The organism is Xanthomonas arboricola pv. juglandis (genome assembly GCF_905367715.1).
In the GTDB taxonomy this organism is placed as follows: Bacteria; Pseudomonadota; Gammaproteobacteria; order Xanthomonadales; family Xanthomonadaceae; genus Xanthomonas; species Xanthomonas arboricola.
Genome location: NZ_HG999362.1, coordinates 4,924,485 through 4,939,757, shown reverse-complemented (window position 1 = coordinate 4,939,757; position 15,273 = coordinate 4,924,485). Strand labels below are relative to the sequence as shown.

8 protein-coding genes and 1 pseudogene are annotated in these 15,273 nt (G+C 65.9%); 5 read left to right on the top strand and 4 right to left on the bottom strand.

The window, feature by feature from the left end; genetic code table 11:
- Positions 1 to 301: 301 nt before the first annotated feature.
- The 5 genes from recC (at position 302) to KHN93_RS21225 (ending at position 12,071) form a co-directional block, all read left to right on the top strand.
- Positions 302 to 3,706: an exodeoxyribonuclease V subunit gamma gene (recC, locus tag KHN93_RS21245; RefSeq protein WP_211921380.1), complete on the top strand. Its 3,405-nt coding sequence runs from the start codon at positions 302 to 304 to the stop codon at positions 3,704 to 3,706.
- Positions 3,703 to 7,638 carry an exodeoxyribonuclease V subunit beta gene (gene recB, locus KHN93_RS21240; RefSeq protein ID WP_211921377.1) on the top strand — a complete coding sequence of 1,312 codons (3,936 nt, stop codon included), beginning with the start codon at positions 3,703 to 3,705 and terminating at the stop codon, positions 7,636 to 7,638. Before recC ends, recB begins: the two co-directional genes overlap by 4 nt.
- A 353-nt stretch (positions 7,639 to 7,991) precedes the next feature.
- Entirely contained in the window at positions 7,992 to 10,151 is a 2,160-nt protein-coding gene (gene recD / locus KHN93_RS21235) for an exodeoxyribonuclease V subunit alpha (protein WP_211921375.1), read from the top strand.
- 138 nt (positions 10,152 to 10,289) lie between these two features.
- Positions 10,290 to 11,345, top strand: coding sequence for a virulence RhuM family protein (locus tag KHN93_RS21230; RefSeq protein ID WP_047126549.1), 1,056 nt, complete (start codon positions 10,290 to 10,292; stop codon positions 11,343 to 11,345).
- A 351-nt stretch (positions 11,346 to 11,696) separates the two neighbouring features.
- The gene (locus KHN93_RS21225; RefSeq protein WP_244812258.1) at positions 11,697 to 12,071 is read left to right on the top strand and encodes a hypothetical protein; all 375 of its coding nucleotides are present in this window, start codon (positions 11,697 to 11,699) and stop codon (positions 12,069 to 12,071) included.
- A 113-nt stretch (positions 12,072 to 12,184) separates the two neighbouring features.
- Here KHN93_RS21225 and KHN93_RS21220 read toward each other — a convergent pair.
- The 4 genes and pseudogenes from KHN93_RS21220 to KHN93_RS21205 form a co-directional block, all read right to left on the bottom strand.
- Positions 12,185 to 12,440 (bottom strand): annotated as a pseudogene (locus KHN93_RS21220) (antitoxin).
- 579 nt (positions 12,441 to 13,019) lie between these two features.
- A complete protein-coding gene (locus KHN93_RS21215; protein ID WP_211921370.1) occupies positions 13,020 to 13,352 on the bottom strand; it encodes a hypothetical protein in 333 nt (110 codons plus the stop codon).
- A gap of 125 nt (positions 13,353 to 13,477) precedes the next feature.
- Positions 13,478 to 14,218, bottom strand: a complete 741-nt coding sequence (locus KHN93_RS21210) for a RelA/SpoT domain-containing protein (protein ID WP_104575338.1) — start codon at positions 14,216 to 14,218, stop codon at positions 13,478 to 13,480.
- Entirely contained in the window at positions 14,215 to 15,219 is a 1,005-nt protein-coding gene (locus tag KHN93_RS21205) for a ParA family protein (protein ID WP_146094294.1), read from the bottom strand. Before KHN93_RS21205 ends, KHN93_RS21210 begins: the two co-directional genes overlap by 4 nt.
- Positions 15,220 to 15,273: the final 54 nt, after the last annotated feature.

Genomic DNA, 15,273 nt, shown 5'->3' with positions numbered 1-15,273 from the left:
TGATGCCGCCGCAGGGGTATGGCATGGCGGCGCCGGCGCTTGGGGGCGTGTTGGTCGACGGTGGCTTGCGGGGGATACCGCCAAGCGCTGCGGCCGCACGGCATGCATCAAAGGCGATCCGCAATCCGCTCGCGCCTGCTGCGTTCGGGTGCACTAGCTCCGCAGCGTGTCGGCGGTCGATCGCCAAGATCGGCCCCACGTCTGCTCATTCCAGTACGGCCCGAACAGCGGCGCCACTCGCTGCGCGCCGGCCCCGGGCCAACAGCGCAGCACGGCCGCATCCGGCACAATGCGCGTACGCATGCACGCCACTTCCGCGCCCGATTTCCGCCTCTATCCCTCAAATGCGCTGGATACGCTGGCTGCCTTGCTCGCACAGGAGCTGCGCCGGCCGGTGCCGGAGCAGCCGTTGCTGCAGCCGGAGGTGGTGCTGATCCCGCAGGTGGCGATGCGGCGCTGGCTGCAGTCCACGCTGGCGGCCGAGCACGGCGTGGCGGCCAATCTGGAATTCCTCACCCCCGGCGAATTCGTCGCGCGCGCGCTGGAATGCAATCTCGGCCCGGCCAACGACGACCTGGACATGGCGACCACGCAGTGGCGCCTCTATACCGCCTTGCAGGCCGATCTGGGCAGCGACGCGGCGTTGGCGCCGCTGGCCGGTTATCTGTCCGATGGCGACGCGCTCAAGCCCTGGGCGCTGGCCGGCGAGCTGGGCAATGTGTTCGAGAAGTACCAGGCCTGGCGACGCGACTGGTTGCTACGCTGGGAAGGCGGCGCCGACCCCGATGACCCGCAGGCGCGGCTGTGGCGCAGCATTGCCACCGGCCGGCAATACCGCGCGCGCCGCATCGGCCAGTATCTGGATCGCTACGCACGCCCGGACGGCCCGCTGCCGCAGGGCTTGCCCAGGCGCCTATTCGCCTTCGCAATCTTGAATATTTCGCCCGACGTGCTGCGCGTGCTGGCCACGCAGGCGCGCGTGGGCACGCTGCATTTCTACCTGCCCACGCCCACGCAAGGTTACTGGGGCGATCTGCAAACCCTGTGGCAGCGCCGTCGCGAAGACGGTGCGGTGCAGTTGTTTGCCGAGCAGGTGCAGGAAAACCCGCTGCTGCAGGCCTGGGGCGCAGCCGGGCGTGACTTCATGGCATTGGTCGGCGACTACGAGGTGGTGCACCCGCTGGCCGAGATCGCCGCCTACGCCGACCCATTGGAGTCCGGCCGCCGCGCACTGGCCGACGGCGGCCTGGGCGACAGCCTGCTGCGGCGCATGCAGAGCGACCTGTTCCATCGCCGCGCGCCCAGCGTGCCTGCGGTGTTGCCGGCGGTGAATCTGCACGACCCCAGCCTGCAGGTGCACGCCTGCCACACCCGCCTGCGCGAGCTGCAGGTGCTGCACGACCAGCTGCGCGCCTTGCTCGACGATGCGCGCTTCGACCCGCCGCTGCAGCCGCGCGAGATCGCGGTGCTGTCGCCAAATATCGACCCGTACGTGCCGTACCTGGACGCGGTGTTCGGCAGCCACGGCAACGACGATGCCTTGCCGTACGCGCTGGCCGATGCCAGCCCGTTGGCCAGCGAGCCGCTGGCCGAAGTGTTCCTGAGCTTGCTCGGCCTGCCGATCGCACGCTTCGGCCTGCACGAGATCCTCGACCTGCTCGCCAGTGCGCCGATTGCCGAGGCCGCCGGCCTGGACGAAGCCGGGCTGGAACGTCTGCGCGGCTGGCTGCATGCGGCCGGCGCGCGCTGGGGGCTGGACGCGGCGCATCGGCGCCAGCATCAGGCACCGAGCGACGACGCCTACACCTGGCGCTTCGCGCTGGACCGGCTGCTGCTCGGCCATGCCAGCGGCGCCGATGACGATATCGAGGGCGTGGCGCCATGGCCGCAGCTGGAAGGCAGCGCGCTGGCCGCACTGGATATCTTGTTGAAGCTGCTGCGCGTGCTCGAACGCCACCAGTCCGTGTTGGCCGAGGCGATGACGCCGGTCGAGTGGCGCGAGCGGCTGCTCGGCCTGCTGGAGGCGCTGATGCCAAAAGCACCTTCGGCACCGCGTGCGCAGCGCGCGCTGGATCGGCTGCGCAGCTTGATCGACCAATTCGCCCGCGATGCGGTGCGTGCCGAGTACGCAGGCAGCGTGCCGGCCGAGGTGGTGCGCGCGCATTTTGCTGCGGTGCTGGGCGAGTCGGACACGCGTGCGCCGCTGCTCACCGGCGGCATCAGTTTCGGCCGCATGGTGCCGATGCGCTTGCTGCCGTTCCGCGCGATCTGCCTGCTCGGCATGAACGATGGCGACTTCCCGCGCCGCGACCCGGCCGCCGGGCTCAATCGCCTCACTGCAGAATTGGGCACCGAGCGTCGCCGGCACGGCGACCGTTCGACCCGCGAGGACGACAGGTTCCTGTTCCTGCAGTTGTTCGCCTCCGCGCAGGAAGTGTTCTACCTGAGCTATCTCGGCGCCGATGCGCGTGACGGCAGCGCGCGCGAACCGTCGGTGCTGGTCAGCGAGTTGCTGGGCAGCGCCGCGCAGTACCACGCCGACCCGGCGGCAATCGACACGCTGGTGGTGCACCACCCGTTGCAGCCGTTTGCCGCCGCCGCGTTTGGTGCGCCGGGCGATCACGGCGCCGACCCGCGCCGTTTCAGTTATCGCCGGCAGTGGCGGCCTGCGGTGGACAGCCTTACCGGCCAGCGCCAGCCGCTGGCACCGTGGGTGGCCGGCGCGTTGCCGGCCGATGACATCGCAGTGCCGGCCAGCGTCTCGATCGACGAACTGCGCCGCCTGTTCGCCGACCCGGCCGGGCAATTCCTGCGCCACCGCCTGGGGATGCGCCTGCCGGATCCGGCCGGCGAAGACAGCGATCTGGAGCCGCTGCTCGCGCCCACGCGCGGGCTGGAGCAATACGGCCTGCAGCAGCACGTGTTCGACGCCGCGCTGGCTGGCGACACCGAGCGGCTCTACGAGCGTCTGCGCGCGCGCGCGCTGCTGCCGTCCGGGCCGCTGGGGCGACGCCAGCTTGAGGAGCGGGTGGCGCAACTGCGCCCGTATGCCGAGGCATTCCGGCACTGGCGCGGCGAAGCGCCGGCGCAGTCGCGCCGGTTGCAGGTGCAGATCGGCCAGACCGAGGTGCACGGCCGCGTGCCCGGCTGGTATGCGAGCGGGGTGGGGCGGGTGCAGGTCGGCGCGCTCAGCGGCCGCAGCGCGATCCGCCACGGCCTGGAATGGCTGCTGCTGCGCGCCGCCGGCGAGCACGCGCCGTATGTACGCTTCTTCGAAGACGAAGACGGTTTGGGCCCGCATCCCATCGATGCCGAGCCGCTGTCGCAGACGCAGGCGCAGGGCGCGTTGGCTGCGCTGCTGCAGGTGTACCAGCAGGGCTTGCAGACGCCGCTGGCGTTCGCGCCCTATAGCAGCTGGAAATACCACCAGGCCGCGCGCAGCGACGACCTGGATAAGGCCATTAAGGAGGCCGCCGGGCAGTGGCAGTCCAGCTTCGGCTGGAGCGAATCGCACAGCCCGGAACTGCGCCTGGTCAACCGCGGCCGCGACCCGTTCGCCGATGCGCAGCGCTTTGCCGATTTCGCCATCACCAGCCACCGCGTGTACGACCTGCTCGAGCGCGGCAACGCCGATGCCACGCTGGATCCGGAGCGATTGATCGAGAGCTGGCGCCACTGGCACGGCGCGCAGGAAGAGGCCGAATGAGCGCCAGCCCGGTCACCGACCCGTATCTGCACCTGCCGCTGCATGGCGTACGCCTGATCGAGGCCAGCGCCGGCACTGGCAAGACCTTCACCCTGGCCACGCTGTTCACCCGGCTGGTGGTCGAGCGCGGCCTGCGCATCGGGCAGATCCTCGCCGTCACCTTCACCGAGGCGGCCACCCAGGAACTGCGCCGCCGCATCCGCGAGCGCCTGGTGCTGGCCGCAACGCTAGTCCCCGACGCCCCCGTAGGAGCGGCCCCGGCCGCGACCGACCTCGCCGATGGCCCATCGTGGCTAGGTCCGCTCCTACAGGACGCGCCCGATGTGCTGCTTACGCGCGCCATCCTCGCCACGCACTTGGCCAGCGGCACCGAAACACCCGCGGCCCTGCGCCGCCGCCTGCAACAGGCGGTGGAAGAAATCGACCTGGCCGCCGTGTTCACCATCCACGGCTTCTGCGCGCGCGTGCTGCGCGAGCATGCGCTGGAAAGCGGCCAGGCCTTCGCCGCACCGGAACTGCTCGCCAACGACCGCGAACTGCTCGGCGAAGTCGCCGCCGATCTCTGGCGCCAGCGCGCCGCCGATGCGGCAATGGCCGAAGACCTGATCGCGCTGTGGTCGGGCGGCCCGGAGGCATTGGCCAGCGATCTGCGCGCCTTGGTGCGCCATCCAACGCTGCTGCCGGCGGCAGCCACGACAAACGACGATTCCGCTGCGCTGCTGCAAGCGGTGCAGGACGCCAGTACTGCACTGGCCGCTGCATTCCAGGCGCACGGCAGCGCGTTTTTCGACACCATCATGGCCGCCATCGACGGCGGCATCCTGAGCAAGGTCAGCTACAAGCCCGAGTGGCTAACAGCGCTGTGGCATTGGTTCGACAGCTTCGCCGCCGCGCCATCGATGCACACAACGCCGCACGCCAAGCTGATCAAACTCACCGCTGCGGAACTGGCCGCCGGCACCAACAAGAAGTTCGTCGAGCGCACCCCGGCCTCGCCGCTGAGCCACGAGATCGACGGCTATCTCACCGCGCTGGCTGGTGTCGAAGCATGGCGCAGCCGTCGCCGCATCCGCCTGCTGCACGCCCTGCGCGAGGATGCCATTGCGCGGCTGGCATTGCTCAAGCGCCAGCGCCGCGTGCAGACCTACGACGACCTGGTCGATGGCGTCGCGCACGCGCTGGAAGGCGCGCAGGCGCAGGCGCTGGTCACGCGGCTGCGCGCGCAATACGCCATCGCGCTGGTGGACGAATTCCAGGACACCGACGACCGCCAATGGGCGATCTTCTCCAATGTGTTCGGCGAAGGCCCGCTCGCGCGCGCGGCCGGCCTGGAGCCGGCGCTGTTTCTGATCGGCGACCCCAAGCAGGCCATCTACGGCTTCCGCGGCGGCGACGTGCGCACCTATCTGGCCGCCGCCGTCGCTGCCGAACTCGCCCCGCCGCTGAGCCACAACTTCCGCTCGCGCCCCGGCGTGCTGGCGGCCATCGACGCGCTGTACGCACAGGCCGGCTACACCGATGCCTTCCTCACCGATGGCATCGCCTTCCACCCGGTGCGGCCCGGCACCAAGCGGGTGGATGCCGACCTGCAACGCGATGGCGCCGCCGCCCCGGCGCTGACGCTGTGGCGCGCCCCGGAACCGCCGCCGCCACCTGCCGCGGCAGCGGCAAAAACCAAGCAAGCAGGAAAGCCCAAACCCTGGAGCGCCAACCGCGCCCGCGAGCTGGCCACCGCCGCCTGCGTGGCGGCGATCCGTGGCTGGCTGGCCGGTGGCCGCGACGGCACTGCCACCGTCAATGGCCGCCCGGTGCAGGCCGGCGATATCGCCGTGCTGGTGCGCAGCCACGGCGAGGCCACGCGCATGCAGCAGGCGCTGGGCGCGGTGGGCATCCCCGCCGTGGCGGCCGGCAAGCAGAGCCTGTTCGCCACCGACGAGGCGCTGGAACTGCTGGCCCTGCTGCAGGCCTTGCTCGACCCGGGCGACGACAGCCGCCTGCGCGCCGCGCTGGCCACCGTGCTGATCGGCGCGGACGCCGCCGCCATCGCCGCACTCGCACACGACGGCGAGCGTCACCGCCGCTGGCAGCAGCAGGCGCTGGACTGGCGCGAGCGCTGGCAGCGCGGCGGCCCGCTCGCCCTGATCGGCGACCTGGGCGCCGCGCACGGGCAACGCCTGCTCGCCCTGGTCGATGGCGAGCGCCGCCTCACCAACTACCTGCAGCTGGCCGAACTGCTGCAGGAAGCCGACGCCCGCGCGCTCGGCCCGCACGGCCTGGTTGATTGGCTGTCGCGCCGCATCGCCAATGCCGACGACAACGACGAAGCCCAGCAGCTGCGGCTGGAGTCGGACGCGCGCCGCGTGCAGATCGTCACCCTGCACAAGAGCAAGGGCCTGGAATATCCGCTGGTGTTCCTGCCGTACATCGGCATCGGCCGCAGCGACAAGGGCGCCGGCCGCCATTGCGTGGTGCATGCGCCGGAGCTCGGCCGCCAGCTGCACTGGAAGACAGACAAGGACGACCCAACCTGGAGCGCCGCCGAAGCGGCCTGGAAGCAGGAACAACGCGCCGAAGACGCACGCCTGCTCTACGTCGGCCTGACCCGTGCCGAGCACGCGCTGTGGATCGCCAGCGGCCCGTTCCACCAGCACGAGCGCACCGCACTGTCCGGCATGCTGCGCGCGCTGGACGCACTGCAGGGCGCGGCCGGCGAGGGCGCAGTGGTGGTCGATATGTCCACGCCGCCCACCAACCTGCCGCGCCTGCCGCCGCCGGTCGAAGCGCAGGTGCCGCCCGCGCGCGCGCCACAGCGGCATATCGCCCCGGACTGGTGGGTCTACAGCTTCACCCAGCTGGCCAACGCCGATGCCGGCGCCGCCACCGACCCGATGGCCAGCGCCACGGTGGTCGGCAGTGGCGGCAGCGACGAGCCGTCCGGCAGCGAGGCCGTTGCGGTGGCCGCCGAGGTCGACGCCTTCGACCCGCGCTTTGCCGGCAACCGCTTCGGCGTGGTGATGCACGACGTGTTCGAGCGTTGCGATTTTGCCGCCTGGCAGGCCTGGCGCCCCGGCCTGCCAGCACCCGAGGGCCAGGCCGCCGCCATCCTCGAGGCGCTGCAACGCGGCGGCTACGTCGAGAAGGAATGGGACGACGGCCTGGCCATGCTCACCGCGCTGATCGGCCACACCCTCACCGTGGCCCTGCCCGAAGGCACCACCCTGGCCGCCGTGCCCGCGCCGCAGCGCCGCAACGAGATGGAATTCCACTTCGCCATGCGGCCCACCCGCGTCGATGCGCTGCTCGCGTTGCTGCATCGCTTTGGCGTGGTCGGCGACCGCCAGGCCTTCGGCGCGCGCCAGCGGCTGGAAGGCCTGATGACCGGCCTGATCGACCTCACCTACACCGTGGACGGGCGCTGGTACGTGCTCGACTACAAGTCCAACCGCCTGCCCAGCTACGATGCCGACGCCCTGGCCCGCGCCATGGCGCACAGCGAGTACGAATTGCAGGCGCTGATCTACACCGTCGCCTTGCACCGCTGGCTGCGTTTCCGCCTGGGCGATGGCTACGACTACGCCCGCGACTTCGGCGGCGTGCGCTACCTGTTCTGCCGCGGCCTGGACGCCACCCGCAACCCCGCAGCCGACTCCAGCTCCATACCCGGTTCCGGTTCCGGTTACGACTCCCGCTCCGACTCCGTCAACGGCGCCAGCGCCGCCTCCGATTCCGACCCCGTCAATGGCACCAGCTCCATCTCCGATTCGGGTTTCGACGCCGACGCCGGCTTCGACGCCGTCAACCGCGCCATGCCCGCACCCGGCATCCACGCCTGGCGCTTTGACCCGGCGCTGGTCCAAGCCCTGGACGCCCTGTTCGCCGGCAGCGCCCCGGAACCGACATCCAGCAACCCAGGCACGCCCGATGCCCGCTAGCGCACAGCCCCTTACCGCTGACGCACCAAAGCCCCGCTCCCCCCGGAGCGATAAGGCACTAGTTGCGCGCCACTGGCGCGCGTGCCTTGGAGCGCCCGCGCCGCTGGCGCGGGCTGGGGCGCGGAGCGGGGGTTGGGGTGAGGGTACGTCCGCCGCCGAAGCATCCAAGCCATGACCCAACAGACCGCACGCCCGATCAGCGCTGTGCGCACGCCCCGCTCCCCTCGGGGCGGGCAGACACCGCTTGCGCGCACTGGCGCGCGTGCCTGGCAGTGTCTGCGCCACGCCGCGCGGGCTGGGACGCGCAGCGGAGGTTGGGGTGAGGGCGCCTGCGCCCGGGAGGCGTCCAGCGCATGAACCACCCAACCCTCTTCAACGCCCTGATCAAGGCCGACGCGCTGCGCCCGCTGGATCTGGCCTTCGCCCAAAGCCTGCAACGCCTGGCCCCGGACACCGACCCCCAGGTGTTGGCCGGCGCCGCACTCGCCTCGCTGGCCGTCACCAGCGGCCACGCAGGGCTGGACCCCACCCGCGCCGGCATGCTGCTGGACACGCGCGAGGGCCCAGCGCCCGCACTCCCGGACCCCACCGACTGGCAACGCACCCTGGCCGCCTCGCGCTGGGTCGACCAACCCAATCCGCAAGATCCCGCCGCCGCCGACTGCCCGCTGGTGCTGGAACACGGCCTGCTCTATCTGCGCCGCTACCGCGAGTACGAGCGCCGCCTGGCGCTGGGCCTGCAACGCATCGCCGCCCAGTCGCCGCCCCCATTCGACGCCGCCACGCTGGCACCGCTGTTCGCGCAGCTATTCCCGAACGCCACTGCCTCATCCCCTCTCCCCCCGGGAGAGGGTGCCCGAAGGGCGGGTGAGGGGACGGGCCTGCCCGAGCCATCCGTCGACCAGGAAGGTAAGGCCTCACCGGCCCCATCCCACCACCCAGACCGCCAGGCCCAGGCCGCCGCGCTGGCGCTGCGCCGCACCCTGCTGCTGGTCACCGGCGGCCCCGGCACCGGCAAGACCACCACCATCGCCCGCCTGCTGCTGCTGCGCATCGCCCAGGCACACGCCTCCAACACCCCGGCACCGCGCATCGCTCTGGCCGCGCCCACCGGCCGCGCCGCCGAGCGCATGGCCGAGAGCCTGCGCCTTGCAGTCGCGCGCGCCATCGCTGGCGGCATCGACCCGGCCCTGGCCGATGCCCTGCCCAGCGGTGCCAGCACCCTGCATCGCCTGCTCGGCGTCATCCCGGATTCCCCGCACTTCCGCCATCACGCCGACAACCCGCTGCCGTTGGACCTGATCGTCGTCGACGAAGCCTCCATGGTCGACCTGCCGCTGATGTGCAAGCTGGTCGAAGCCGTCGCCGATGGCACCCAGCTGATCCTGCTCGGCGACGCCGACCAGCTGCCTTCGGTGGAAGCCGGCGACGTGCTCGCCGCCATCCTGCAGGCCGCCGGCCCCGGCGATGCCCTGCAGCCGCAGGACGCACAGGCGCTGCAAGCGCTGCTCGGCAACGCACCCGGCGACACCACGCCCGCCGCCAGCCACGGCGGCGGCCTGGCCGGCCACCGCGTGCACCTGCTGCGCGGCTACCGGCAGGCGGACGGCTTTGCACTGGCCCCATTGGCCGACGCCGTGCGCGCCGGCGACGCCGACACCGCCCTGGCCCTGCTGCGCAGCGGCGAGCTGGCCGGCGTGCACTTCCACGAAGACGGCGAAGACCCGCTCACCCTGGGCCGCGACGCACTGCTCGCCCACTGGCGCGCGCTGGCCGACGCGCAAGACCCGGCCGCGGCCCTGCGCGATGCCGCGCGCCTGCGCCTGCTCACCGCCGTGCGCGCCGGCCCGCAGGGCGCACGCGGCCTCAACGCCCGTATCGAACAACTGCTGGCCGAAACCGGCTCCGGCGCGCGCCGCCTCGGCGCCGCCTCGCCCTGGTTCCAGGGCCGCCTGCTGCTGATCACCGAAAACAGCTACCGCCACGGCCTGTTCAACGGCGACGTCGGCATCTGCCTGCGCAGCGAAGCGAGTCCTTTTTCGGGGCACAGCGACGAAGGCCCGTCTTCAGGGCCAGGCCAGCCCGGCGGCACCGCCAGCCGCCGCGACCCAGGCACCGACAGCCGTGCCCAAGGCCCGTTGGTCGCCTGGTTCGAAGGCGACGGCGACGGCCAGGTGCGCGGCTTCCACCCCGCCGCACTGCCCGCGCACGAAAGCGCCTTCGCCATGACCGTGCACAAGGCCCAGGGCAGCGAATTCGACACCGTCTGGCTGCAACTGCCCACCCGCGACGCCCGCGTGCTCAGCCGCGAACTGCTCTACACCGGCATCACCCGCGCCCGCCGCGCCCTGCACCTGGCCGGCAGCGAAGCGGTCATCCGCAGCGCACTGGCCCGGCACGCCGCGCGCATCTCTGGCCTAGCGTGGCGGTTGGGTGCGCAGCAGCAGGCGGCACCCGCCAAGCCAGCAACAGAACCAGCTACTGCGTTGCCCGTGCAGGGTTCGTTGTTCTGATGGACGCGAGCCGGCGCAATGGCAACATCACTTACGGCAGAACGGCACGTTCGCCTATCACCATCACCGGGCATGCCCGGATAGCATCATGGACGAAGAAAAACTGGTTGTGCGGTATCGCCAGCATGGGAGGCATCAATGGCGAAAAAGCATGAAATTTCGCTCGTCCGCTCGTCGGCGGCCGAATACCTGACCTTCGTGGCCGCCGCAGGCGAGGGCGGCGTGCAGGCGGCGTATGCCGACGAAAACGTCTGGCTGACGCAGAAGATGCTGGCCCAGCTCTACGATGTCGAAACCCACACCATCAACTACCACCTGAAAAAGGTGTTCGCTGACAACGAGTTACAGCCAGATGCAGTTATTCGAAATTTTCGAATAACTGCCGCCGACAGCAAGAGCTACGACACCAAGCACTACAACCTCGCGGCCATCATTGCCGTGGGCTACAAGGTCAATTCCGAGCGCGCGGTGCAGTTCCGCAAGTGGGCCACCACCATCATCGAGTCCTTCACGATCAAGGGCTTCGCGATGGACGATGAGCGCCTGAAGAATGACGGCACGGTGCTCGGCAAGCGCTACTTCGAAGAGCAGTTGCAGCGCATCCGCGAGATCCGTCTCTCCGAGCGCAAGTTCTACCAGAAGATCACCGACATCTACGCCACCGCCCTGGACTACGATGCCACCGCGCAGGCAACCCAGCGGTTCTTCGCCACAGTGCAGAACAAGCTGCACTGGGCCATCCACGGGCAAACCGCAGCAGAAGTCGTCTACCACCGAGCCGATGCCGGCAAGCAGCACATGGGCCTGACCACCTGGGCCGATGCACCGCGCGGGAAGATCCAGAAGTTCGACGTGGCGGTTGCCAAGAACTACCTGACCACCGGCGAGATGGCGCAGTTGCAACGCCTCGTATCGGCCTATCTGGACCTGGCCGAGGACATGGCACTGCGGCAGATTCCGATGACCATGCAGGATTGGGAAACACGTCTGAATCGTTTCATCGAAGCAACCGACCGGCAGGTGTTGCAGGACGCAGGGCGCGTCACCGCCGAGATCGCCAAAGCGCATGCGGAAAGCGAGTTCGAAAAGTACCGCATCGTGCAGGACCAGCTGTTCGTGAGCGATTTCGATCGCGTGTTGCAGCAGCTTGATGCAGGAGACCGGGTGGACGGTGCCGACGAGGACTTGCGCTAGACGGTGATGTGGGAAGCGCCAAAGCGTCAGGTCCCCAACCGCGCGCGATAGTGCACGTTGGATTGAAAGATCGCTCCGAGGATGAATCGCGACTAGCGTCTGCCCAGGAGTCGCCCGCCACGGTGGTTCCGCCCGTCCAGGGCTCGTACCCCAAGCCGGAGAGATGGCATGAGAACTGACGACAAAGAAGCGCTTGCGCGTAAGAGGTGAATGATGAAGGCGATATGGGTTCTTGGGATTCTCGCGCTGTCAGCCTGCTCCAGCGCGACTGCGGCTGGGAGGCTGGAGATCAGACTCCAAAACAGACAGGCAGCGCATACAGCGACAGCTGGAGCATCCGTCTCAGTCACGATGGCCAACGCAGGTGACCAGCCCATCGAGCTACCTGCCTCGTATGTTCCAGACGTAGACAAAGGCGGGGTGTTGCAGACCAATCTGTTCAAGGTCCTGCAAGAGGACGGCAGCCCCGTCGACTATCGCGGCATCTATGTGCACAACGTCCGAGGTTCCATGCCATCTCTTGTCCTGAAGCCGGGGCAGTCAATCGTCAGGACGATCAATCTGTCATTGAGTTACCAGATCATGCCTGGGCGCAATTACTCGGTCGGGGTACACCCACTTATACGTTATCGGGAGCAGCAGGAATCAAAGAGTAAAACCACCTCAGCCGATATGACGTCGCTGAAGACTGCTACATCCAACATCATCGAGATCACGCCTCGATAGGTCTGCGATGTATCGGCGAACCTGCGCCTGGCCCCAGCGTGCCGAGGTGTAGCGGATGATCCCGCGCAGATCGGCTTCGGCTTCGGCTGCGTCGGTGAGGACTTAGCCGTGCATCAACCGCGACGGCCCTCGGCCAATTCTTCATACAGGATGGTGCTGATGCTCCTGGTAGACACGTTGCCGGCAAGGCCTTCCTCGACACGTCCCCCAAGGAGGGTATTCAACTCCTGCCATGCCTGATCGGCGTTTAGGTCGCCAGGGAACAGGCGTTCAAGCGCGTATTTGCTTGATGGTCTTGCCCTGCAGAGCCGCCAGCTCCTTCAGGCTCTGGTGCTGCTGATCGTTCAGATCGATGGTCAAACGGCTCATGACGAGCTCCAAATCCGCACAAACCCACATTAGTGCAGCAGCTTTGGCCGGGTCGTTGATCGGTCTGCTGCAGCGTTGGGGTGCTACCGCAGGTCATGCCAGCGGTGAGTGGGAGAGTCCGACAGGCCGAGTTCGCAAGCCAACGCTCAGCCCCTAGTGAAACGTCCAAAAAACGCGAGGTCAGGCGATCCGCCTGACCCCGTTCGCCGTCTGGCAGGCCGGGCGGCTTACTTGCCCTTCTTTTCCTGCTTGGCCGCGCGCTTTTCCTTCAGCGTCTTGGTCGGCTCTTTCTTCTGGCTCTTCTTCTGGTCCATCCCCTTGCTCATGACACCCTCGTAGTTGCTGGATTGATCGGTTGGGCAGCGCCATGACCCTGGCGTGCCTGCGCACTGTACGGCTTGAGCGGGGTGGAATGGCAGCGGCAGCGCAAGGCCGGGCGACGGGCGGCGCGTCCGGCCCGGCGTCTGCGCGAGGCAGCATGCACCAGTAGCCCTTCGGCGTGGCCGGCTAGGCCACAAACGCAAACGCCCGCGTGCGACCGGCAAGGTCTGCACGCGGGCGCTGGCGACAGCGGCGGGCTTACTTGGTCGGCACGCGCTGGTACTGCTCGCCACCGGTGTTGAGGTGACCGTTGGCCGCGTCGATGGCGAAGTTCACCGTCTCGCCATCGTTGGTGACCTGCAGCGCCCCGTCCTTGTAGACCGCCGGGTAGCTCTCGGTCTTGGGCTTGCGGCTGAAGAACTTCGGCGTGGTGCTGCGGACCATGAAGGTCTCGCCATTGCGCTCGATGTCCATCGTCTCTTCCTGCGTCTGCACGTTGACCCAGTGGCCGACGAACTTCTCGCCCTCCTCCTTGGCGCAACCGCTCACCAGCAATGCCGCGGCCAGCGCGGTGCCCATCCACTTCATCATCGTGTGTTCTCCAGTTGAGTCTGGAGCCGAGGATGGCGGGTTGGGGATGTATGGGAGGTCAAGATCTCAAAGATATCGAACGGAGAAAATTTTTTAAGAATTATGTCCCAGCTTAATTTATATCCCTATTTTGGTACGGAAGATAAAGACTTGCGACGATTAGTGGATATCGATGAAGCTCCAGATACAGCGCTCAAACTGGCATTTAAAGTGTCAGCTTCCGCTCGCGATCGAATGATGGAATCAACTAAGCGACCACCCGTCCCGACGAGTTTTGATAAAGCACGTAATTGCTCTCTGCAAGCAATACTTTGCACGGGTCGTGGGTAATTCATAGAGTGGTCCACTTCACCCCAAATTTCTTCAAAAAGGGTTCGGACTTGAATCTCGCAACAAAGATCCGATTCAGCGCTAGGGCGAACTAGATAGTGGACAGATGTATAAAAGGTAGGTCTAATTTCCGGATCGAAACCCAATCCTCTGAAAAATTCGTCAGCCTCCGGGTCCCAACTGAAAACTTTTGGGTCTTCTCCCAATACCCAGTCGCCCGACTTGACTTGCGTCATGATCGCATCATGGATCGGTTTGAATTGGGCTGCGTGGATGTGGAAAACACGTACTCCGGCAAGGTCGGTAATAACTTTAAATATGTTTTTCTCTGAAACTGCAACCCCTAACTCCTTTTTTCTTTTTAATTTTCCGAGAAGGTTATCTTTACCCTTGATTCTTAGCTTAACTGAGTGGACGTCTGTCGACAAACTCGGGTGGGAGACGAAAAATTGAAGAACAGTGCTGGCGAATAGTTTGATTCGATGTTCTTGCTCACTGAATACTTTTAATGCCGATTTGTGTGCTTTTGAAATCATTTTTCGCCTCCTGTTCGAGTCATGACTTCATGGGCAATTTTATCAAATACTTGGCCAGCCTTTACAATCTGAGAATTATGCCCTGGATTAACTTTGCCTTTTAATTCGCTGAAGGGAAGTTTCAATTTTTGTGCGTCAGCGGCAAGGGACTGAAAGTGTTTGATTTCGCCAAGTTTGTAAGGGGGATTTATGTGGAAATCAGCTCCTAAATTAGCTAGAACATCTACGACACGTTGCTTTACGCGGGGCCCAATTTTTGATTCCCAGTGTTCATGGGGCTTTGCACTTTTTCCTCCCGTTTTCACTTTGTACGCGGAAGCTACATAGCCCAAGAACTTCGGTCGTCCCTGCAATAAAGTTGCTTTAGATGAGTCGGACGCTAGTGACTTGACGGTGTTCCAATCTGAAATCCACCTGTGAAGTGACTTTCCAACTGCGCCCAATGCTCGAAGTGAAAAAAGATCAGATCCCACCGGGGCCAGAAAATAATCAGAATCTAGAAGTATCGCCCTATTTAAAGGCCCAACGTTCGGGCCTACATCAAAGAGTACGTAATCAGCACCATAATCAGTAGCAACTTTGTTGACCAGCCTTGATAATGCACCCATCACATCATACCCGCGACTCTTTCGTGCAAAAGAATCCGTCCACGCAGCCGGAAGCTCTTCCTCATATTGCGATATCAAAACATCTCCGGCGAGAAGTAAGACGTTCTTATATATTTCTAGCACGTCTATTTCTGCAATATCGCCTCGACCAAGCACAATAGGCTTAATCCCATCCCAAATTGTGGTTGATCCTTTGTCTTCTTCACTTTTGCGGAGATAATTATCGAGCTCATTTTCTTCCAGGCAAAAAGCCGAGAGATTGCACTGCGGATCAGCATCAACCATCAGGACCTTCGCGCCGGCCTTTGCGATGGCAGTGGCGAGATTAACCGTTATTGTTGTTTTCCCGACGCCACCCTTATTATTAAAAAGAGCAATTTTTTTAAATGACATGATTTTCAAAGCCTATTTTTATTTCAGGGAGCATTTCAAGAACAAGCAGGACAG